Annotated in this window: 20 protein-coding genes and 1 tRNA gene; 19 read left to right on the top strand and 2 right to left on the bottom strand. The window is 64.1% G+C overall.

The window, feature by feature from the left end; translation table 11 throughout:
- Positions 1–244 precede the first annotated feature (244 nt).
- From KIO74_RS07750 to KIO74_RS07720, 7 genes are all read left to right on the top strand, one after another.
- Entirely contained in the window at positions 245–1,453 is a 1,209-nt protein-coding gene (locus KIO74_RS07750; RefSeq protein ID WP_213331463.1) for a CaiB/BaiF CoA transferase family protein, read from the top strand.
- Positions 1,453–2,601, top strand: a complete 1,149-nt coding sequence (locus KIO74_RS07745) for an extracellular solute-binding protein (protein WP_249730899.1) — start codon at positions 1,453–1,455, stop codon at positions 2,599–2,601. The genes KIO74_RS07750 and KIO74_RS07745 overlap by 1 nt, the downstream gene beginning before the upstream one ends.
- A gap of 18 nt (positions 2,602–2,619) precedes the next feature.
- Positions 2,620–3,390, top strand: a complete 771-nt coding sequence (locus tag KIO74_RS07740; RefSeq protein ID WP_213331461.1) for an enoyl-CoA hydratase/isomerase family protein — start codon at positions 2,620–2,622, stop codon at positions 3,388–3,390.
- A 97-nt stretch (positions 3,391–3,487) separates the two neighbouring features.
- Complete coding sequence (locus KIO74_RS07735; protein WP_249730898.1) at positions 3,488–4,732, top strand: ABC transporter substrate-binding protein; 1,245 nt, start codon at positions 3,488–3,490, stop codon at positions 4,730–4,732.
- A gap of 133 nt (positions 4,733–4,865) precedes the next feature.
- Positions 4,866–5,798, top strand: coding sequence for a carbohydrate ABC transporter permease (locus KIO74_RS07730; RefSeq protein ID WP_213331459.1), 933 nt, complete (start codon positions 4,866–4,868; stop codon positions 5,796–5,798).
- An 8-nt stretch (positions 5,799–5,806) separates the two neighbouring features.
- Entirely contained in the window at positions 5,807–6,628 is an 822-nt protein-coding gene (locus KIO74_RS07725; RefSeq protein WP_213331458.1) for a carbohydrate ABC transporter permease, read from the top strand.
- Positions 6,629–6,677: 49 nt separating this feature from the next.
- On the top strand, positions 6,678–7,865 hold the full coding sequence (locus tag KIO74_RS07720) for an ABC transporter ATP-binding protein (protein ID WP_213331457.1): 1,188 nt from the start codon (positions 6,678–6,680) through the stop codon (positions 7,863–7,865).
- Between the two features lie 113 nt (positions 7,866–7,978).
- Here KIO74_RS07720 and KIO74_RS07715 read toward each other — a convergent pair whose 3' ends face one another.
- Entirely contained in the window at positions 7,979–8,854 is an 876-nt protein-coding gene (locus KIO74_RS07715) for a LysR substrate-binding domain-containing protein (RefSeq protein WP_213331456.1), read from the bottom strand.
- A 139-nt stretch (positions 8,855–8,993) separates the two neighbouring features.
- Here KIO74_RS07715 and KIO74_RS07710 point away from each other — a divergent pair, with 139 nt between their 5' ends.
- Complete coding sequence (locus KIO74_RS07710; protein ID WP_213331455.1) at positions 8,994–9,926, top strand: dihydrodipicolinate synthase family protein; 933 nt, start codon at positions 8,994–8,996, stop codon at positions 9,924–9,926.
- Positions 9,927–9,942: 16 nt separating this feature from the next.
- Positions 9,943–10,728 carry an SDR family oxidoreductase gene (locus KIO74_RS07705; RefSeq protein WP_213331454.1) on the top strand — a complete coding sequence of 262 codons (786 nt, stop codon included), beginning with the start codon at positions 9,943–9,945 and terminating at the stop codon, positions 10,726–10,728.
- 130 nt (positions 10,729–10,858) lie between these two features.
- Here the strand turns inward: KIO74_RS07705 and KIO74_RS07700 are convergent, their stop codons facing one another.
- Positions 10,859–11,956, bottom strand: a complete 1,098-nt coding sequence (locus tag KIO74_RS07700) for a class I SAM-dependent methyltransferase (RefSeq protein WP_213331453.1) — start codon at positions 11,954–11,956, stop codon at positions 10,859–10,861.
- A gap of 474 nt (positions 11,957–12,430) precedes the next feature.
- Here KIO74_RS07700 and KIO74_RS07695 point away from each other — a divergent pair.
- The 10 genes from KIO74_RS07695 to arfA all read left to right on the top strand — a co-directional run bounded on the left by KIO74_RS07695 (position 12,431) and on the right by arfA (position 20,925).
- Positions 12,431–12,524, top strand: a tRNA-Ser gene (locus KIO74_RS07695).
- 88 nt (positions 12,525–12,612) lie between these two features.
- On the top strand, positions 12,613–12,921 hold the full coding sequence (locus KIO74_RS31645; RefSeq protein ID WP_249730897.1) for a phage integrase central domain-containing protein: 309 nt from the start codon (positions 12,613–12,615) through the stop codon (positions 12,919–12,921).
- Positions 12,918–13,166 carry a tyrosine-type recombinase/integrase gene (locus tag KIO74_RS31640; protein ID WP_349629158.1) on the top strand — a complete coding sequence of 83 codons (249 nt, stop codon included), beginning with the start codon at positions 12,918–12,920 and terminating at the stop codon, positions 13,164–13,166. Before KIO74_RS31645 ends, KIO74_RS31640 begins: the two co-directional genes overlap by 4 nt.
- 153 nt (positions 13,167–13,319) lie before the next feature.
- On the top strand, positions 13,320–13,496 hold the full coding sequence (locus KIO74_RS31635; protein WP_249730896.1) for a hypothetical protein: 177 nt from the start codon (positions 13,320–13,322) through the stop codon (positions 13,494–13,496).
- Positions 13,497–13,725: 229 nt separating this feature from the next.
- Positions 13,726–15,576 (top strand): ABC transporter substrate-binding protein, encoded by a 1,851-nt coding sequence (locus KIO74_RS07685; RefSeq protein ID WP_213334547.1) that lies wholly within the window; start codon positions 13,726–13,728, stop codon positions 15,574–15,576.
- A gap of 100 nt (positions 15,577–15,676) precedes the next feature.
- Positions 15,677–16,681 (top strand): ABC transporter permease, encoded by a 1,005-nt coding sequence (locus KIO74_RS07680; protein ID WP_213331452.1) that lies wholly within the window; start codon positions 15,677–15,679, stop codon positions 16,679–16,681.
- Complete coding sequence (locus KIO74_RS07675; RefSeq protein WP_213331451.1) at positions 16,681–17,544, top strand: ABC transporter permease; 864 nt, start codon at positions 16,681–16,683, stop codon at positions 17,542–17,544. The genes KIO74_RS07680 and KIO74_RS07675 overlap by 1 nt, the downstream gene beginning before the upstream one ends.
- Positions 17,541–18,551 carry an ABC transporter ATP-binding protein gene (locus KIO74_RS07670; protein ID WP_213331450.1) on the top strand — a complete coding sequence of 337 codons (1,011 nt, stop codon included), beginning with the start codon at positions 17,541–17,543 and terminating at the stop codon, positions 18,549–18,551. The genes KIO74_RS07675 and KIO74_RS07670 overlap by 4 nt, the downstream gene beginning before the upstream one ends.
- Entirely contained in the window at positions 18,548–19,393 is an 846-nt protein-coding gene (locus KIO74_RS07665) for an ABC transporter ATP-binding protein (protein ID WP_213331449.1), read from the top strand. The genes KIO74_RS07670 and KIO74_RS07665 overlap by 4 nt, the downstream gene beginning before the upstream one ends.
- Positions 19,390–20,925, top strand: coding sequence for an arabinosylfuranosidase ArfA (gene arfA, locus KIO74_RS07660; protein ID WP_213331448.1), 1,536 nt, complete (start codon positions 19,390–19,392; stop codon positions 20,923–20,925). The genes KIO74_RS07665 and arfA overlap by 4 nt, the downstream gene beginning before the upstream one ends.
- The last annotated feature ends 15 nt before the right edge of the window (positions 20,926–20,940 follow it).

The raw sequence follows: 20,940 nt of genomic DNA, 5'->3' as shown, positions 1-20,940 counted from the left end.
GGGGCTGTATCGCCGCCGGGCCCGGAGGAGTGATCCGGTTCAAAAGAGATCGCTCCGGTCAACGACTTGAAATGCCCGCGGCCCACGACGGCGACCGGCTCAGTATGGATGCCGCGTGCTTTCGGCTGCTCGTGCGGGTCTTCGCGGCGCCCTCGCGGCCGTGGAGCGCGGGCGCATCCATGATCGCGGCGGGTGCCTGTGCGGCAACCGCTGCCCTCGACTGCACCACAGGATAGATCAGGTTATGACAAGCAAGCGTAACGTACTCAGCGGCTACCGCGTTCTTGATTGTTCGATCGCCATGGCAGGGCCTCTCGCGGCGCAACGTCTTGGCGATCTCGGGGCGGATGTGGTCAAGGTGGAGCCGGTTGCTGGCGAGTGGCAGCGCCATGTCTCCGCCGGTGGCGCCGGCGGCAATCGCATCAATGTTTCGTTTCTGTCGCTGAACCGCAACAAGCGCTCATTGTCGGTGAACCTGAAGGATCCGGCGGGCAAGGCGCTGCTGCTCGATCTCGTCAAGACGGCGGATGTTTTTCTGCAGAATTACCGTCCCGGTGTCGCCAAGCGTCTGGGTGTCGATTACGAAACCCTCTCGGCGATCAATCCGGGCCTCGTCTATGTCTCGATGTCCGGCTATGGCGAGAGCGGGCCTTATATCAACCATCCTGGCCAGGACCTCATCCTCCAGGGGCTTTCCGGGGCTATGCTGTCGGCCGGGCGGGACGGCGAGGCGCCGACGCCTGCCGGCCAGTATCTCGTTGACGCCGTCACGGCCTACACGGCCTTCGAGGGTGTGCTCGCGGCGCTTCTCCATCGCGAACGCACGGGGGAGGGACAGCTCGTCCAGGTCAATATGCTGGACGCCATCACGACCCTGCAGATGCAGGAGCTGTCCGTCTATACGGTCGCCGGCAAGCCCCAGAAGCGTTCCAGCGAGCCGCATGCCCATGTCTATATCCGTTCGCCCTATGGCGCCTTCGCGACGAGCGACGGCTTCATCATCCTTGCCTTCCCGCCCCTGAAGCGGCTTGGCGAGTTGATCGGCGAGCCAGCGTTCCTGGATATGAATGATGAGGTCGACAGTTGGGCGCGGCGCGATGAGATCTTTGCCAAGACCCGCGCGAAGCTGACGGAGCGAACCAGCGCCGAGTGGCTGGAGCTCTTCCGCGCCAACGACATCTGGTGCGGGCCGGTCTATGGCTACGAGGATTTGCTGAAGGACCCCCAGATCGCCCATAACGGGACCTTCGTCACCTATGATCACCCGACCGAGGGCCGGGTCACCACGCCGGGCTTCCCCATCAAGTTCTCCAAGACCCCGTCCAGCGTCGAACGTGGCGCGCCGCTTGCTGGTGAACATACCCGCGAGGTTCTCGCGGAAGCGGGCTATGCGCCTGAGAAGATCAATGAACTCGTGGCCTCCGGCGTCGTCGGCGAGGCGGAGACCGCGTGATGCGCTACCGCGCCCTCACATGGGATCACCCCCGCGGCTACAACGCACTTGCTGCGGCGGCAGCCGGGCTCGACGAGGCCAGAGACGGCCTCGCCATCGACTGGGACAAGCAGCCGCTGGAGGGCTTCGAGGAGCATCCCATCGAGGATCTCTGCGCACGTTATGACCTCGTGGTGATGGATCATCCGCATGTCGGTGAGGCGGTGACGCGGGGATGCCTGCGCCCGCTGGAGGAGGTGTTCACGGCTGATGAGGTTGCCGCCTGGGGGCGCGACAGCATCGGCCCGAGCCTGGCCAGCTACCGTTTCGGCGGTGTGCATTGGGCGCTGCCGCTCGATGCCGCCACCCAGGTGATGGCGTTGCGCGCTGATCTCCTCGACCAAGACGTTCCCCAAACCTGGCAGAACGTGCTCGATCTCTCCCTGCGCAAGCCGGTCGCACTCTCGCTCGCCGGTCCGCACGCCTGCCTCAGTTTCCTCTCGATTGGGGCGGCGCTCGGGGAGCCACCCGCCGTCACGAACGCGGACGTCCTGATATCCGAGGCGGTCGGCCTCGACGTGCTCGCCATCATGGCCGAACTCGATGGCCGGATGCCGGAGGGGACACGCGCGAAGAACCCGATCGGCATTCTTGAGCATATGGCACGTCACGAGGATGTCGTGCTGTGCCCGCTCGTCTATGGCTACGTCAACTATGCCGCGCCTGCGGAAGGGCAGGGCAGGCCGATCACCTTTGCCAATGCCCCGCGTGCGGAGGTGGGCGGTCGTCCGGGCTCGACCCTGGGCGGCACCGGGATCGGCTTGTCGCGGCGCTGCGAAATCACTCCGCAGTTGCTCGATCATTTGCGCTGGCTGTTGGGTGCCGAGGCTCAGCGCGGCTTCATTCCCCATCACGATGGCCAGCCTAGCCGGCGCGATGCCTGGCATGATGACGGCGTGAATGGCCGTTGGGGCGAGTTCTACGCCAATACGGCCGAGACGCTGGAGGCGGCCTATGTCCGCCCGCGCCATGACGGCTATATCGCCTTCCAGACGGACGCTTCGGAGATGCTGCGCCAGGCCCTTGCCATGCGCAGTTCGCATCGAGACGTCCTTGCCCGTCTCCAGGATCGATATGCTCACAGCCGCCGGACGGGCGGCGAGCGATAGACTTTGCAGGATTGAACGATGACAGAAGAAATCGGCTTCACGATCGACGGCTTCGTTGCCACGATCACCCTGAACCGCCCGGCGAAGCTCAATGCGGTGACGCCCGAAATGGCTTCGGCCCTGGTTGCCGCCGTCAAGCGCTGCAATGACGACGACGCCATTCGCTGCGTCGTGCTGACGGGCGCTGGTCCGAAGTCGTTCTCCTGCGGCTCGGACATCCGCGAACTCGACCGTTACGACACCGCCTGGAACTTCCGTAATCGCGAGGACTATTGCGACGCCATCCGCAATTTGCGTAAGCCGTCGATCGCCGCGGTGAACGGCTATGCCTTCGGCGGCGGACTCGAGACTGCCATGAGTTGCGATATTCGCATCGCTTCCGACAACGCGCAATTCGGCGCGCCGGAGATCAAGCTCGGGTGGATCGGCGGCGGCGGGGTCGCTGCCTTTCTTTCGCATAGCATCGGCTCTTCCAACGCGGCCATGATGATCCTGACGGGGGATCCGATCGACGCGGCGAGGGCGCTCGCCTGGGGGCTCGTCAGCGAAGTCGTGCCGCAGGACGCATTGCTGGCACGCGCCCAGGAGCTCGCTGGGATCATCGCCAGCCGGGCGCCGGTTGCGGCAGAGACCGCGAAGATGAATCTGGCGGCCGCTCATGCGTTGCCGATCACGCAGGCCATCGCCTATGAACGCGATCTCCAGACCATCTGCTTCGCCACTGAGGATGCCGCCGAGGGGCGGGCTGCCTTCAAGGAGAAGCGCCAGCCGGTCTTCCGGCGCAGGTAGGATGTATTTCCGCCGTATGGGGGACAATCAGAACAATAACATTTCACCTTGACCATAAGATATCGCCACTAGAAGAACATCTCGGGAGATGACGTCGATGAAAATGCGCAAAATATTGTCTGGGTCCTTCGCGACAGCAGTCGCAGGGACGATGCTTTTTGCTGCGACGGGAGCCTATGCTCAGTCGGGAAAGACCGTGGTCACTTTTGCCGCTTCGCATTTCGCTGAAGTGGGGCGGGGCGACAGGCTGAAAGCTTGGGTCGAAAAGTTCAACGCGGCGAACCCGGACATCGAAGTCAAACCGGTCACCATTCCTTTCTCGTCCTTTGCCTCCACGATCTTCACCCAGCTCGGCGGCAAGGGCGGCCCGGATCTCATCCGTTTCGACCTGCCTGAGTTCTATGCGGCGGCCGCCTCCAATTCCGTGCTCCCATGGGATGGCGTCATCAACGACGCCGACTATAAGTTCACCAGCGCCGACAGCTATCTGAAGATCAACGGAAAGCGCTATGGCGTCGCCTTCGATACCGCGAATTACGCGATGATCTATAATGCGGCGCTGCTTCCGGACGGCAAGCCGCCCAAGACTTTTGACGAGTTCCTCGCCGCCGCCAAGGCCGCGACCAAGGATGGCAATTACGGTTTTGCCTATCGCGCCACCATGGCCGAGCGCGGCGGTGTCTGGTATGACGTCACCAACTTCGTCTACGGTTTCGGTGGCCGCTGGTCGAAGCCCGATGGCACGCCGACCTTCAACAGCCCCGAGGTCGTCGCGGGCATCGCCGCCTACAAGCAGGTCTACGATGCCGGTATCACGCCCAAGGGCACGGATGCCGCCACCTATCGCCGCATGTTCTGGGAAGGCAAGATCGCAACCGTTGTCGACAACGGCGGCGTCGCGACGATCCTGACATCCCAGGGCAAGGCGCATCCCATCAGCGCGGCCCACTCTCCCTTCCCGCATCGGCAGCAGGGCATGATCCTCGCGCCCATCACCATCAATGCCAACACAAAGGTGAAAGACGCAGCGGCGAAGTTCCTGCGGTGGATGCTGGAGCCCAAGAACCAGCAGGAGCTGCAGACCCTGCTCGGAGCGGTCAACGTCGCCACGATCGTCGAGCGCACGCCCGAGGAGCTCAAGGAGATGCCTTGGCTGAAGGCCTATGACGAGCAGACGCCTTATAGCGTTCCGGCTCTGCCGCAGGGCCTCGAGGTCAAGTCGCCCGAGATCCAGCAGATCGTCGTGCAGCAGCTTCTCAAGGTTCTGCAGGGCGGTGTTGCTCCGCAGGTGGCGATGGATGAGGCGCAGCGCCTCGTGCAAACCCGCGTGCTCGGCCAGTAACCCCCGGTGCCTCGACGTCGGCCCTCTTGAACAAAGAGGACCGCCACGGTTCATCACCGATTGCAATTGTTCTGGATGGCGGCGGCGCGTTGAGCGCTGCCGCCTCTCACCATCCCGTACCCGGATTTGCGCCATGACCAGACCGCCCTCGCACGACGCGGCGATTGCCGCCCGCAAAACGGACCCGAGCCGATGGCTGCCGATGGTCTTCATCGCGCCGGTCACGCTGTATTTGCTGGCGTTCCAGTTCTACCCGCTCCTGCAGCAATTCTTCCTGAGCGTGACCTCGACCTCGTTGCTCAATCCCGGCAGCAGCACCTTCGTCGGGGCTGACAACTACCGGGAATTGCTGACGGATCCGGAATTCGGCCAGTCCTTGCGGGTAACGGTCGTCTACACCGTCATCTGCGTTGTGGGATCCATTTTCCTCGGTCTTATGGCGGCGCTTCTGCTTGATCGCCCATTCCGCGGGCGCGGCCTGGCTCGCGCGCTGGTCACGGTCCCATGGGCCGCACCGCCCGTGGCGGCCGCGCTGATCTTCACCTGGATGTACAATGCGCAATACGGCCTCTTCAGCCGGCTGGCGCAGTTCTTCGGTTTCGCCTCGGGGGGCGTGAACTGGCTGGACGAGCCGTCGATGGCCCTGCCGGCGATCCTGATCACCACGCTCTGGCAGATCTTTCCCTTCTCGGCGGTCGTTATCCTCGCCGCGCTTCAGGGTGTTCCATCGGAATTGCGCGAAGCGGCCGTCATCGATGGCGCGGATCGCTTCAGCGTTTTCAAGGCGGTCGTCTGGCCGACGATCCGTCCCACGGTGACCCTGCTGACGCTCCTTATCACGGTCTGGTCGCTCCGGCGTTTCGACGTGATCTGGCTGATGACGCAAGGCGGCCCCCTCGGTGAGACCAATACGCTCGTCATCGATCTCTACCGGCGCGCCTTCGTCTATCTCGATCTCGGCAAGGCTGCGGCGGTCGGCGTGATCGGCCTCGTCATCGCGGTTCTCGTGACCGTCGTCTATTTCTGGGTTTCGCAGCGCACTGAAGCTGCGACCGGCAAGCGGTGAGCTCCAGCATGGCGCGTTTCCATCCCTTTCATGCCGCGGCTGTCCTTGCTGTTCTGGGTGTCGCTGTCTTCCCGCTGTATTGGATGTTCGTCACCTCGCTGACGCCGTCCGATCAGCTCTTCGCCGATCGGCCCCAGCTGCTGCCCTCTCTGGCGCAACTGCCGACCTATATCGAAGCCTGGAGCGGCACATCACTGAGGCACTGGCTGTTCAACAGCATCATCGTGGCTGTGGGCACAACGGCGCTCAGCATCGTGCTCGCCATCCTGCCGGCCTATGCGCTCTCGCGCATGGATTTCAAGGGCAAGCTCCTGTTCGGCTTCGCGCTGTTTCTGACGCAGATGCTGCCGGAAGCGATGCTGGTGGTGCCGCTCTACGACATCTTCACGAAGCTCTCGCTGCTCAACACCTTGCTCGGGTTGATCCTGGCCAATGCCGCCTTCACGGTTCCGGTCGTCACCTGGATCCTGAAGGGCGCGATCGACGCGGTTCCCTACGAGATCGAGGAGGCGGCCCGTATCGACGGCTGTTCGCGCATCGGGATCGTGCTTGCCGTCGTCGTACCCCTGATCGCGCCAACTCTGGCCGCAGCTGCCGTCATCGCCTTCTTCCATGGCTGGAACGAATATGTCTTCGCGCAGACTTTCATCAGCGACGACCAGTGGCGTACCGCATCCGTCGGCCTGGCGAGCTTCATAGGCGAGCTCAGCACGCCGGTTCACACGGTGATGGCGGTCGGCTTCATTTACACGGTTCCCGCCGTTGTCTTCTATCTCTTCGTCCAGCGCTACGTGGTCGCCGGCATGACGTCGGGCGGTGTCAAGGGTTGATAGACGCCGTGAAAATCACGAACGGACAGTATTCTCCAAGGGGACGCGCATGTCGCTTAAGTTGAACAACATCACCAAATCCTTCCAGGATGTAAAGGTGATCGATGGTGTCGATATCGATGTCGGCGACAACGAATTCCTTGTCTTGCTGGGGCCTTCCGGCTGCGGAAAATCAACGATCCTTCGCATGATCGCGGGGCTCGAGACAGTCAGCGGCGGCAGTATCCATCTTGGCGGGCGTCGCGTCGATGAATTGCCGCCGAGCGAACGCGACATGGCCTTCGTCTTCCAGTCCTACGCGCTCTATCCGCATATGACGGTGCGCCGGAACATCGCCTTTCCGCTGATCATGCGGCAATTCCGCTGGTGGTATCACCTGCCGGTCGTCGGCGGATACTTCAAGCGCCGCATTGAGAACTCACCGGAGGTGCGCGAGAAGGTCGAGCGTACGGCCGACATGCTGGCCTTGACGAAGATGCTCGATCGCTATCCACGCACGCTCTCCGGTGGGCAGAGACAGCGCGTGGCGTTGGGGCGCGCGATGGTGCGCCAGCCGTCGGCCTTCCTCATGGATGAGCCGTTGTCTAACCTCGATGCCAAGTTGCGCACCGCCATGCGCGCCGAGATCACGCAGCTGCATCGCGATGTCGGCGGCAATTTTGTCTATGTCACGCACGATCAGATCGAGGCGATGACCATGGGCACACGCATTGCCCTCCTGCGCGATGGTAAGTTGCAGCAATTCGGCACACCGCGTGAGATCTATGAGCGCCCGGCGAATACGTACGTCGCCCGCTTCATCGGCACCCCGCCGATGAACCTGATAGACGGCACGAGCGAGGGTCGCGCGATCCGGATCGGTTCGGCGCTTCTGCCCGTGCCGGATAGCGCGGAGCTGCCCGCCGGGAACGGGATCAAGGTCTGGTTGGGCGTGCGCCCTGGAACGTTGAAGCTGCAGGCCGGCGCCGGGCCGGCCAACGGCGCGTCCCTGACCGGGCGGGTCGCCCTCATCGAGCATATCGGTGCCGAGTCACTCGTGTCAGTTGCGCTTGATGGCGTGCAGACAGCCCACGACGACGAAGGCCGCCACGGTGACAAGGTCATGGCTGCGCTTCCAGGCTACACCGATCTTGGCCTCGGAGACGCCGTGACAGTTACATGCGACCTCAGCGACTTCTCGCTCTTCGCCCATGACAGTGGCCGCCGCGTCGGCGGCTCGGGGGTTGCGAAGCTCTGATCCTTCCGTTTCTCCCTGACTTCCGGCGGCCCTGCACAGCGCGGTCGCCATTTTTTTTGTCGCGGGGAGAAGACGGCAGGGGCAGCATCCAGGGGCTTCACGGGGCGGGGCCCTCACGGCATTGTGGGCTCGGGCTCACGCAGCAACGCGCCAAACGCATCGATGAGCGCTTCGGCCGGACCGCGGTGCCCGATGATGCCGACCTCCCGTCCGTAGCGGCCATCGTCGACGGGGCCGATATCAAGCGCACGGCCGACCGGCGGTACGATGCCCCAGTCGGGCAGCAAGGAGACGCCGAGACCCTCCGCCGCCAGGATGACGATGGTCTCCGGCGCGTCGAGCTCGAAGAGTTCCCGCAATTCGAGTTTCCGATCCGCCAGGAACCGGCTGACGATCTGGCCGGTCCAGGCGTTGCGATCCATGCGGATGAAAGGCGCGCCACGCAGGCGGGCGGCAATGCTCAGACCGGGGTCGCTCGGCGGTCCGACGAACACGAGCGGTTCGTTGCGCACACTCTGCCATGAGAGCGTCTTCGGCAGCTTGAAGGGCGGGCGCACCGCCAGGGCGCAGTCGATCTCGCCATAGTCGAGCATCGTGAGAAGTCCCGCTGATGTGCCTGGCACCACCTTCATTTCGATGTCAGGATGCTCGTCGGCCAGACGCTGCAGGGCACGCGGCATGAGCGATATCAGGGCAGTGGAGATCGCCCCGACGCGCAACCGGCCACGCAGCGACCCCGCTTGTGCGACCTGATGGAGGTCGTCGGCCTGGGCAACGATCTGACGCGCGCTGCCGAGCACGGCTTGGCCGGCTTCTGTCAAAGCGATGCCCTGGCCACGGCGCACCGTCAAAGTCGCGTCCAGGGTTTTCTCAAGGGCGCGGATCTGCTCGGCCACGGAGGCATTGGCCAGCCCCAGATGGCGCGCCGCCGCCGCCAGCGACCCTTTGTCCGCGACAACGCAGAAGGTGCGGAGAAAGCGAATGTTCATTGTCGTCCCGTGTTCAGGCCGCCACGCGTCAGGAGATCACAGATATGACGGAAAATCCGTCATTTGAATACGGAAGTCCTGCGGTTCCTCCGATCGCTGGGGTTGTGTATCGAGCAAGATAGAGAAGGAGACATCGGCCATGAAACTCGAGGCATCCGCAAAGGGGCTCTTCCCCATCGCCCCGACCCCGTTCAGCCCCGAGGGGGCGATCGATTTCAACTCGATCGACAAGCTGACGGATTTCTACCTGGAATGCGGCAGCACGGGCATGACCGTGCTGGGCGTGATGGGCGAGGCACCCAAGCTCGATGGCGCGGAGGCGATCGACGTCGCCAAGCGCTTTATCAAGCGCGCGCCCCAGTTGCCGGTAATCGTCGGCGTTTCCGCGCCGGGCTTCGCGGCCATGCGCAGGCTGAGCCTCGCGGCGATGGACGCGGGCGCGGCCGGTGTCATGATCGCCCCTCCCAACACGCTGCGTACGGACGATCAGATCGTCACTTACTACAGCCAGGCCGTCGAGGCGATCGGCTCGGACATCCCGTTCTGCATCCAGGACTTTCCGCTGACCTTCACGGTGGTCATGACGCCGGGCGTCATCCGCCGGATCATCACGGACAATCCCTCCTGCGTGATGCTGAAGCACGAGGATTGGCCGGGCCTGGAGAAAATCTCGACGCTGCGGAAGTGGGAGGCGGAGGGCTCCCTGCGTCACGTCTCCATCCTCTGCGGCAACGGCGGCCTGTTCCTCGATTTCGAGACCGAGCGCGGGGCCGACGGCGCCATGACCGGCTATGCTTTCCCGGATATGCTGGCCGATCTCGTGCGCCTGACAGCGGCCGGGGAACGTGATGCGGCGCACGATCTCTTCGACGCGCATCTGCCGCTTCTGCGCTATGAGCAGCAGCCAGGCGTCGGCCTGGCGATCCGCAAATATCTGATGGCACGCCGTGGCCTCATCGCGTCAGATGCGCAACGCGCTCCCGCCGGCGGCATGTCCGCCACGGCCAAGTCCGAGGTCGAATATCTGCTGGCGCGTCTCGCCGCCAAGGACAAGCGCGCGGCTGTCGCCTGAGCCAGAGGAGCATTGCATGGATCTCGGTATTAAGGGGCGCCCGGCGCTCGTTTTGGGCGGGGGCGGTGGCCTCGGCCGCGCGAGCGCGATAGCGCTGGCGCGTGAGGGAGCCCTGGTGGCGATCGCGGATATCGATCCCGCCGCCGTGAAGGCTTCCTGCGAGGCTGTGGAAGCCGTTGGCGGCAGGGCGCATGGCATCGTGTGGGATCTCGCGGATATCGCCGCCATCGACGCCCATGTCACGGAGGTGGAGAAGGCGTTCGGCCCGGTGCAGATCCTGGTGAGCTACACCGGTGGCCCGCCGCCGACGCTGGTGTCAGGACAGAGCGCCGATGCCTGGCGCAAGTTCTTCGACATGATGGTGGTGTCTGTGATCGGTGTGGCGGACCGGGTTGTCCCAGGCATGCGCGCCGTCAAATGGGGACGCATCGTCACCAGCACGTCTTCGGGTGTCGTCGCGCCGATTCCCAACCTCGGCCTGTCCAATGCGCTCAGGCTCTCGCTCGTCGGCTGGTCGAAGACGCTGGCCCGGGAAGTGGCGAAGGACGGTATCACGACGAACATCATAGTCCCTGGCCGCATCGCGACAGACCGCATCCGCTTCCTCGACGAGGCCAAGGCAAAGCGCGAGAACCGTTCGGTTGACGCGGTCGCGGCCGAAAGCGTCGGCACCATACCGGCGGGGCGCTACGGCAACCCGGAGGAATATGCAGATGCCGTCGCCTTCCTCGCAAGCGACCGCGCGTCCTACATCACCGGCACCGTGATGCGAGTGGACGGCGGCCTGATCGGCAGCGTCTGAGCAGGCACGATCGCTTCATCATATGTGCCGCGACGCGTGCAGCGCCCGGCGATGTTCTAACCGGGGAGGGGGGCGAACCTCCTCCCCGACTTGCTTATCTGAGCCTTGTTTACCCCGGTCTCGAAGGACGCTACTGGCGCGCGTCGAAGATCATGTTGAATGGCGTTTCCACGGCCACTTTCACATGGTTGAAGCCACCCTCCTTCATCACCTCGCCCAAGCGCTTCCGGCCGGCTTGCGCGCCGAGCGCGAGCCCAACTTCCTGCGCCATGGATGCTGGCGTGCACACCATGGTCGAGGCCGCATAGAAAATCCGCCCCACTGGGTTCAGATTATCGGCGATGCTGTCGCCGGCCTGCGGCTCCACGACCATCCAGACGCCGTCGCGCTTGAGCTCTTTCCTGACATGGGCGGCCGCGCCGGCCGGGTCTCCCATGTCATGCAGGCAATCGAAGAAGCAGACAAGATCATAGGGCCCGCCCGTAAAATCCTTCGCCGTGGCGCGTTCGAAGTGCACACGGTCCGCCATCCCGGCCTCGGCCGCGGCCTCCCGCGCGGCCAGAATGGACGGCATATGATAGTCGAAACCGAAGAAATGCGATTTCGGGAAGGCCTCGGCCATGATCAAGGTCGAGGCGCCATGGCCGCAGCCGACGTCGGCGACGCGCGCTCCGGCTTCAAGCCGCGCCCGGACGCCGTCGAGGCTTGGCAGCCATTCCGAGACGAGATGGGCCTTGTATCCCGTCTTGAAGAAGCGCTCCGTGCCGCGGAACAGGCACATGTGATGTTCATGCCAGCCAAGTCCACGCCCGGTCTTGAAGGCCTCCCGCACGCGGGGCTCGTCGCGATACCCGGCCGCGACGATGTCGTAGGCGCTCGCCAGAAAGGCCGGCCCGTCCTCGTCGGCAAACACCATTGCCTGTTCGGGGTCGAGCACATAGGTCCCGGCGGCCGGATCGAAATTCACATAGCCGGCGGCGGCCTGCGCCGCGAGCCACTCCTGTACCATCCGTGTGTTGGTTGCGGTAAGCTTCGCCAGCTCATAGGCGTTGACCGGCCCGGCCTCCGCCATCGCACGATAGAGTCCGAGTTCGTCCCCGAGCATGACCAGCGAACCGGTCATGGCGGCGCCGACGTCACCCAGCATCTTGTCGACGAATGCCTGCAGCTTAGTGCCGTCGATCTCACGCGATACCTGTTGAGTTGAACTGTCCTGCCTTGCCTCCATCAGAACCTCCCTTGTCTGGTCTGGAGACCTGTTGTCAGGAGGCGCCTGACTGAAGGTTGCGTCAAGCGTGGACGAGACAATCATCACGGGAGGAGGGGCTTGTGAGGAGCACGCCAAGCATTGGCGGCTGGCGCAGCCAGGGCGCAGAACTTTCGACCCTGTCGGCAACGATCGCAGCACCCCCCGTCTCTGAAGTCTGACGCCCAAGGATTGGTGTTGCATCCAGTGCGGCGAGAGGCCCTTCCAGACCCTGCCAGACGCCGCCCGGATCATTAAGTTAGGGCCCCCGGAGGCCGCGCTGCTATGGGCCACGGGTTTATGGACATGCAAGCAGCCAAGGCACCCCGGCGCGGACTTCGCGAACGCATGGAGAACGGATGTGCCACTTTTTATGTCGGCGAGCTGTGCGTATGTCACCTAAAGAGGGGTGGGGGAATTGACCTCAACCGCTGAATCTGCAAAGAAACAGCCGCCGGAGACGTGGCCGAGAGGCTGAAGGCGGCGGTTTGCTAAACCGTTATAGGGTTGTAAAGCCCTATCGAGGGTTCGAATCCCTCCGTCTCCGCCAGATATCTATGTAAGTATCTGATTTTGAGTAATTTAGATCGATAAGGTGGCCGTCGGTCATTCCACGCCACGTTCGTATTTGGGTATTCTTGGACACTGCAATCTGCCAGCGTCCAACCCGCGAGATCACGGCTCCCGAAATTTTTGAGACCTTACGGCGCGTCGAAGTGCGCGGATGGTATGAAAGCGCGCGCAGGCTGCGCTCCACGCTCGGCAGCGTGTTCCGCTATGCTGTTGCCACCGCGCGTGCCGATACTGGCCCAACCTTCGCGTTGCGCGGTGCCCTGACCGCGCCGCGGACAAAATCCCGGGCCGCCTTGACCGAGCCAAAGGCCTTCCGGGCGCTCTTGCGGGCAATCGATGGCTTCGAGGGGCAGGCCACGGCGACAGCTGCTTGAAGCTCTTGGCACTACTGTTCCCTCGGCTCGGTGAGTTGAGAGCGGCTCACTGGTCCGAGTTCAATCTGGCTGAGGGCGCGTGGACGGTTCTGGAAGCGCGAATGAAGATGCGCCGTCCCCATCAGGTGCCGTTGCCTAAGCAGGCGGTTGCTATTCTCAAGGACGTGCAGCAGCTCACCGGCCATGGCACCTTTGTCTTTCCCTCGCTCCGCTCGGTCCGCGTCCCATGTCGGAAAATACGCTGAATGCAGCGCTGCGGCGTTTGGGCTTCACCAAGGAAGAGATGACCCTATGGCAAGGTCAGGGCGGTCGAGGATATCGCGCTGACCGCCGGCCGTGGCGAAGCGTTCGAGCTCATTGGCGCCAACTCGCACGGATTCCGACCGAGCGCCAGTTGCATGCTCAATGAGCGTGGCTATTGGCACCCGGACGCCATCGAACGGCAGCTTGCGCATGTGCAGGAAAACGGCGTCCGGCGTGCCTATGTGCGCGGCGAGCATCGGGGACGGTGGGTTCGGATGATGGCTTGGTGGGCCGACCGTCTGAATGAGCTGCGCGAGAGTAACCTAAAGTGATCGCGCCCCGCTCTAGGTGCTGGCCAAAGTACTAGAAAATAAGATATATATAACAGCATATTAAGCTATTCATACCTAACCTTCTGATATGGATCATATCCGTCGTTGCGACGGTCTTGGGCGACGCCTAAGCTCCCTCCATGAAGGGCGAAAAACGCCCCGTACAAGGGAGGTGACGATGACGCGTTTACGCGCCTGGCTGCTTGCCGCCGCAATTCCGGCTGCGACGATGTTGCTCTCGCCCGTGCCGGCCACAGCGCAGGGCATTCCACAGAACATTCCCCGCAAAGAGCTCCTGATCCTCGAGAATCCGGAAGGGACGATCAAAAACGCCGGCTGGTTCAACATCTGGGCGATCAACGCCGGCAGCCAGTCGAACGGGCTGCAGCAAGCTGCGCTCGACACGCTCTGGTACATCGATCCCGAGAAGGGGCTCGATGGCGCCTGGGACAATTCGCTCGCCGCCGACAAGCCGGTCTACAATGCCGACTTCACCGAGATGCAGGTCAAGCTCCGGCGCGGCCTATTCTGGAGTGACGGCGTCGAGTTCACCTCCGCCGACGTCAAGGCGACGGTCGATACCCAGATCAAGAACCCCGGCATGCGATTCTCGGCGGTGCTGGCCAACAATGTCGCCTCCGTCGAGACGCCCGATGCCGAGACGGTGATCTTCAAGCTGAAGAAGCCGAACTCGCGCTTCCACACCAATTTCACCGTGCGCTGGGGCGCGATCTGGATCCTGCCGAAGCATGTCTTCGAGAAGGTCGAGGACCCCGCCAAGTTCGACTTCAACAAGCCGATCTCGCTCGGCGCCTATACGCTGCACTCCTTCGATCCCGACGGGAAATGGTACATCTGGCAGCTGCGCGACGACTGGCAGCGCACCTCGCTCGGCCGCCATGGCAAGCCGGGACCGAAGTATCTCGCCTATATCGACCCCGGCCCGCCCGACAAGCGTGTCATCGCCCAGCTCAACCATGAGCTCGACGTCATCCACGACATCGCGCCGGAGGGCATGTTCACGCTGGCGAAGCAGGACAAGGGCACGCGCGCCTGGTTCAAGGGCTTCCCCTACGGCCATCCCGATCCGACCCTGCCGGCGGTGATCTTCAACACCCAAAACGAGTATCTGAAGAACCGCGACGTGCGCTGGGCGCTGGCGCTGATGATCGACGTCAAGGCGGTGACGATGGCGGCCTATCGCGGCGCCGCGACCATCTCGGCGATAGCGGTGCCGCCGACCGGCATCCATCCCGAGGCCTACCACAAGCCGATGGAGGCCTGGCTCAAGGATTTCGAGATCGACACCGGCAAGAGCAAAATCAAGCCCTACGATCCGACCGTCGGCAAACAGATCGCCGACATGCTGCGCCCGTCGATGGGCGACCAGATCCCGTCCGACCCGGCGGTGATCGCCAATTCCTTCGGCCTCGGCTGGTGGAAGCCCAATGTCGCGGCGGCGGGTGAATTGCTGACCCGCGCAGGCTTCCGCAAGCAGGGTAACCAGTGGCTAACGCCGGACGGCAAGCCTTTCGTGGTCAGGCTGATGGTCGAGGGCGATCTCAGGCCCGTGATGACGCGGGCCGGCACGATGATCGTGCAGCAATGGAAGCAGGCCGGCATCGATGCGCGTATCGACGTAGCGCAGGGCACGCTGCTGACCCGTCGCGCCGCCGGCGACTTCGACGCCTTCATCGGCTGGAGCGTCGAGACCTGGGGCGGGCACCAGGACCTGTCCTACTTTATGGACAGCTGGCACTCGCAGTTCGTCGCCCAGCCCGGGCAGCCGCAGCCCTTGCGCAACTGGCAGCGCTGGTCGCATCCCCAACTCGACAAGATCATCGAGGACATCCGCAAGATCGGCTTCGACGATCCCAAGGGCGTCGAGCTCGGCCGCGACTACGTCAAGCTGATGACCAGCGAGATGCCGATCATCCCGCTGATGGCCTACAACGTCTTCACGGCGATGGATCAGACCTATTGGAAGGGCTACCCGACCGCCGACGACCCCTACGCCAATCCGGTCACGAACTGGGGCAATTCCCGCTACATGTTCGTGCGCCTGAAGCCAGCGAACTGAACGGAGCTGCCGCTCCGCGCGGCAGCTCTCCTCCCTCCCAGGACAAACGCCAGCCGGCGGCGCCGCACCGCCCTCGGCAAGGCGCAGCTTTCAGGATCGCATGAGCGCGTACCCAGCCTATCTCGCGAAACGCCTGGTCCAGTTCGCCCTGGTGGTCTTCATCGGCGTTAATCTGGCCTTCGTGATCACGCATGCCTCGCCGATCGATCCGGTTGAGCAATCGATCTCGGCGGTGACCTCCTTCGGCAGCACGGCCCCGGAGGCGATCGCGGCGATGCGCACCTCGCTGCAGGAGCTCTACGGGCTCACGGGAACCCTCGGCGAGCAGTACCTCACCTTCTGGAGCCGGGTGCTGCGCGGCGATTTCGGGCCGTCGCTCTCCGCCTTCCCGACACCCGTCTCGGCGCTGATCGGCCGGGCTCTGCCCTGGACCGCCGGGCTGCTGATCGTCTCGACGATGATCACCTGGGTGCTGGGCAACCTGCTCGGCGGGCTCGCCGGCTACTACCAGCGCAATCGTATGCTGAAGCTGATGGGCGTGGTCGCGATGGGCGTCCACCCGATCCCTTACTACATCGTCGCGCTGCTGCTGTTGATCGTCTTTGGCTTCCTATGGCCGGTACTGCCAATTACCGGCGGCTCGGCGATGAACCTGCAGCAGGGCTGGAACTGGCCGTTCGTATCAAGCGTCTTGCTGCACTCGATCCTGCCGGCACTGTCGCTTATCCTGATCGGCCTCGGCAGCTGGTTCCTCGGCATGCGCTCGTTGGTCTCGAACGTCGTGACCGAGGACTATGTCGTCTATGCCGAGATCGCCGGGCTCGACAGCCGCCGGGTGCTCGGCTCCTACGTCATGCGCAACGCGCTGGCGCCGCAGGTCACCGGGCTCGCCATGTCGCTCGGCGGCATCTTCAACGGCGCGGTGATCACCGAGAAGGTGTTCGGCTATCCCGGCGTCGGCACGCTCCTGGTCGATGCGGTCTATGCCGGCGATTATGGGCTCGTTCTCGGCGTCACCACCGTCTCGATCATCGCGGTCTCGGTCGGCGTTCTCGTCATCGACCTGCTCTATCCGCTGATCGATCCGCGCGTGGAGCTGCGCTGATGCTGGCGATCCTGCGCGACCTCCTCCGCTACAACCTCGAATTCAGGATCGGGCTCGTCCTCGTCTCCATCGTCGTCGTGATGGCAGGGCTATCCTTCGTCTCGCCCTATCCACCGGGCGATGTCTATGTCGTGCCGCCCGACGTGCCGCCCTCCGCCGCCTATTGGCTGGGGACGACCTCCCGCGGGCAGGACGTGTTCTGGCAGCTCACCTTCGCCATCCGCAACACGCTGAGCTTCGGCATCATGGTGGCGGTGCTGTCGCGGATCATCGCGCTCGTGGTCGGTCTGCTCGCGGGTTACAGCGGCGGCTGGGTCGATCGGGTACTGATGTCGATCAACGACACCTTCATCATCATCCCGCTCTTTCCGATCCTGATCCTGTTTTACTTCGTCCTGCGCGACTCGATGTCGACGCCGCTGCTCGCGACGATCATGGCCTGCCTCGGCTGGGCCTATGACGCCCGCCTGATCCGCTCGGTCGCGCTGTCGCTGAAGACCCGCGAATTCACCCAGACCAGCATCTTCTCGGGCATGAAGACGCGCGAGATCCTGGCCCGCGAGCACCTGCCCTATGTGCTGCCGATCGTGTTCTCGACCACGATGAACAACATGAACTGGTCGATCGGCATCGAGGTCACCCTCGCCGTCCTCGGCTTCACCGACATCAACGCGCCGACGATCGGCGGGATGATCTACTGGGCGAACCAGCATACGGCGCTGGTCGCCGGCATCTGGTGGTGGATCGCCTTCCCGGTCGCGCTGGTGGTGATGACCTTCGTCGGGCTCTTCCTGCTCGCCGTGTCGATGAACGAGTACATCGACCCGCGCAGCCGGCTGGCGCGGATGGGAGGCGGCGGATGAGCGAGGCGGCCGAGCAGGTACCGGTGCTGCAGGTGCGCGATCTGCAAGCCCATTTCCGCACCCGCTACTTCGGAGTGCATCGCGAGGTCAGGGCGGTGGACGGCGTCGATTTCGACGTCCGTCGCAACGAGATCTACGGCCTTGCCGGCGAATCCAGCTCCGGCAAGACCACGCTGGTCAAAACCATCGCAGGTCTGCTGAAGCCGCCGTTGGAGATGGTCGGCGGCTCGGCCCGTTTCTCCTTCCTGCCGGACTGGGACGCGGTCGGGCGCGCGCCGCCCGACGTGGTCCGCCGCATCCGCTGGCGGCACCTGTCCTACATCATGCAGGGCTCGATGAACGTGCTGAACCCGCTTCGGCGGATCAGGCACAGCTTCCGTGATTTCGCCTGGCGACATCTCGGCGGCAGCAAGAGCGAGTTCGACGCCAGGGCGGCCGCGCATCTGGAGCGGGTCAAGCTCGACCCTTCCGTGCTGGCGGCCTATCCGCACGAGCTCTCCGGCGGCATGCGCCAGCGCGTCACCATCGCGCTGGCGACGATCTGCAAGCCGGAATTCGTCATCGCCGACGAGCCGACGACCGCGCTCGACGTGATCGTGCAGAAGGACGTGCTGGGCATGATCCGCTCGATCCAGCAGGAGATGGGATCGAGCGTCCTGTTCATCACGCATGACATGGGCGTCCACGCAGCGCTGACTGACCGGCTCGGCATCATGTATGCGGGCCGCCTGGTCGAGGACGGTGCGACGCCGGAGATATTCGAGCGGCCGCTTCATCCCTATACGCGGCACCTGATCGCGAGCCTGCCGCGCATCGGCGACGTCAAGCAGCGCGAGGGGCTGGAGGGGACCCCGCCCAATCTCGCGGCCCCGCCATCGGGCTGCCGTTTCCACCCGCGCTGCCCGCTCGCCATGCCGGTCTGCGCCGTAGCCGTGCCGGCGATGGTCGAGACGCTAGTCGGCCATCGCGTCGCCTGCCACGCGGTCAATCCGGGAGCAGCGGCATGAGCGCGCTCCTCGAACTCGACAAGGTCAGCAAGAGCTTCTCACGGGGCGGGCTGTTCTCGACGCGGCGCGTCGACGCGGTGAGGGAGGTCAGCTTCGCGCTCAAGGACGAGACGCCGGAGATCTTCACGGTGATCGGCGAGTCCGGTTCGGGGAAGTCGACCCTGGCGCGCATGATCCTCGGCATCCATGCGCCGAGCTCCGGCCGGATCGCGCTGGCTGGGCGGGATGTCGCCGGCTATGAGCGGGGCGCCTTCATGGCCAGGGTGCAGCCGATATTCCAGAACCCGTTCGAGGCGTTCAACCCGCTGAAGCAGCTCGACCGCTACTTGTTCATGACGGCGGAGCGCTTCGGCAAGGCAGCGGGCCGCCGAGACGCCAAGCACCAGGCCGACAAGGCGCTGAAGCAGGTCGGATTGTCGCTAGGGGAGATCGCCGGGCGGTTTCCTCACGAGCTCTCCGGCGGGCAGCTCCAGCGTGTCGCGATCGCTCGCGCGCTCGTCGCCAGACCCCGGCTAATCGTCGCTGACGAGCCGGTCTCGATGGTCGACGCCTCCCTGCGCATGTCGATCGTCAACCTGTTCGGGCAGCTGCGCGACGAGCTTGGCCTGTCGATCATCTACATCACCCACGACCTCGCCACCGCCTACTACATCAGCGACCGGCTGATCATCATGCAGAAGGGCGTCGTGGTCGAAGAGGGGCCGGCGCGCGCCGTGCTCTCCAATCCGACGCATCCCTATTCCCGCCAGCTCCGCGACGCCGTGCTCACGCCCGACAGCGCAGGCGCTTTCCGCGGTGGGCATGCACCGAAAGCCGTTTCAGCCTCCGGAGCCACGCGATGAGACAAGCCAGCATCACCTTCGACCGCGCCTTCGCCATCGGCGACACCGATCCCCGGCTCTTCGGCGCCTTCGTCGAGCATCTCGGCCGCTGCGTCTATGGCGGCATCTACGAGCCGGACCACCCCACTGCCGACAAGCGCGGCTTCCGCAAGGACGTGCTCGATCTCGTCAAGGAGCTCGGTCCGACGATCATGCGCTATCCCGGAGGCAATTTCGTCTCGGGCTACAACTGGGAGGACGGCGTCGGCCCGGTCAAGGATCGCCCCGCCAGGCTCGACCTTGCCTGGTTCACCACCGAGCCGAATACCTTCGGCACCAACGAATTCGTCGACTGGTGCCGGGCGGCGAACATCGAGCCCATGTTCGCCGTCAACCTCGGCACGCGCGACGGTGACGCAGCCCGCAATCTCGTCGAGTACTGCAACCATCCCGGCGGCACCGCCTGGTCGGATCTTCGCATCAGGCACGGCTGGGAGAAACCGCACGACATCAAGTTCTGGTGCCTCGGCAACGAGGTGGACGGGCCTTGGCAGATGGAACACAAGACCGCGACCGAATATGGCCGCGTCGCGCATGAAGCGGCTAAGATGATGCGCTGGATCGATCCGTCGATCGAGCTCGCGGCCTGCGGTTCCTCAGGCCGCAACATGCCGACCTATGGCCGCTGGGAAGACGAGGTGCTGGAGCACACCTTCGACCAGGTCGAGTTCATCTCGCTTCACACCTACTTCAACAACTACGCCGCCGACACCAGGGCCTTCCTGGCCAGCCCGGACCTGATGGACCAGTTCATCGAGGAGGTGGTCGCGATCTCCGACGCCGTCGCGGCGCGCCGGCGCTCCGACAAGCGGATCATGCTGAGCTTCGACGAATGGAACGTCTGGTACCGGACGCGACGGGTCAGGGCGGACCGCGTCAAGGAAGGCTGGCCGGTCGCGCCGCCAATCCTGGAGGAAATCTACTCGATGGAGGATGCGCTCGTCTTCGGTGGTGCCTGCATCTCGCTTCTCAACCATGCTGACCGCGTCAAGGCCGCCTGTCTCGCGCAATTGGTCAACGTCATCGCGCCGATCATGACCGAGACCGGCGGCCCGGCCTGGCGGCAGACGATCTTCTGGCCCTTCGCCCAGATGAGCCGGCTCGGACGCGGCAGCGTGCTGAGGGCGCTGGTCAAGTCCGAGAGCTACCGGGCCGACTATTACGATCCGCGCGGCAAGCAGGACCTCTACTATCCGATCGAGGCGCCCTATCTGAAGGCCTCGGTGGTCGCCGACGACAAGGGCGTCTCGCTCTTCCTGCTCAACCGCGACCTGGAACAGCCCGTCACCGTGGCGCTCGATGCACGCGGCTTCGGCGAGCTCAAGGTCGCGGAGGCGACGGAGCTGCGCCATGCCGATCTCAAGGCCGTCAACAGCAAGCAGGAACCGCTCAAGGTCGAACCGGTGACGCTGAAGGGTGTATCCACGAAATCGGATAGGATCGCTCTGGAATTGCAGCCGGCTTCGTGGAATGTAATCCGGCTCGAAAGCTGATAGAACGGCAGCCGC

Source organism: Chelatococcus sp. HY11 (assembly GCF_018398335.1).
Classification (GTDB): domain Bacteria; phylum Pseudomonadota; class Alphaproteobacteria; order Rhizobiales; family Beijerinckiaceae; genus Chelatococcus.
This window is presented reverse-complemented; position numbering and strand designations above follow the sequence as displayed.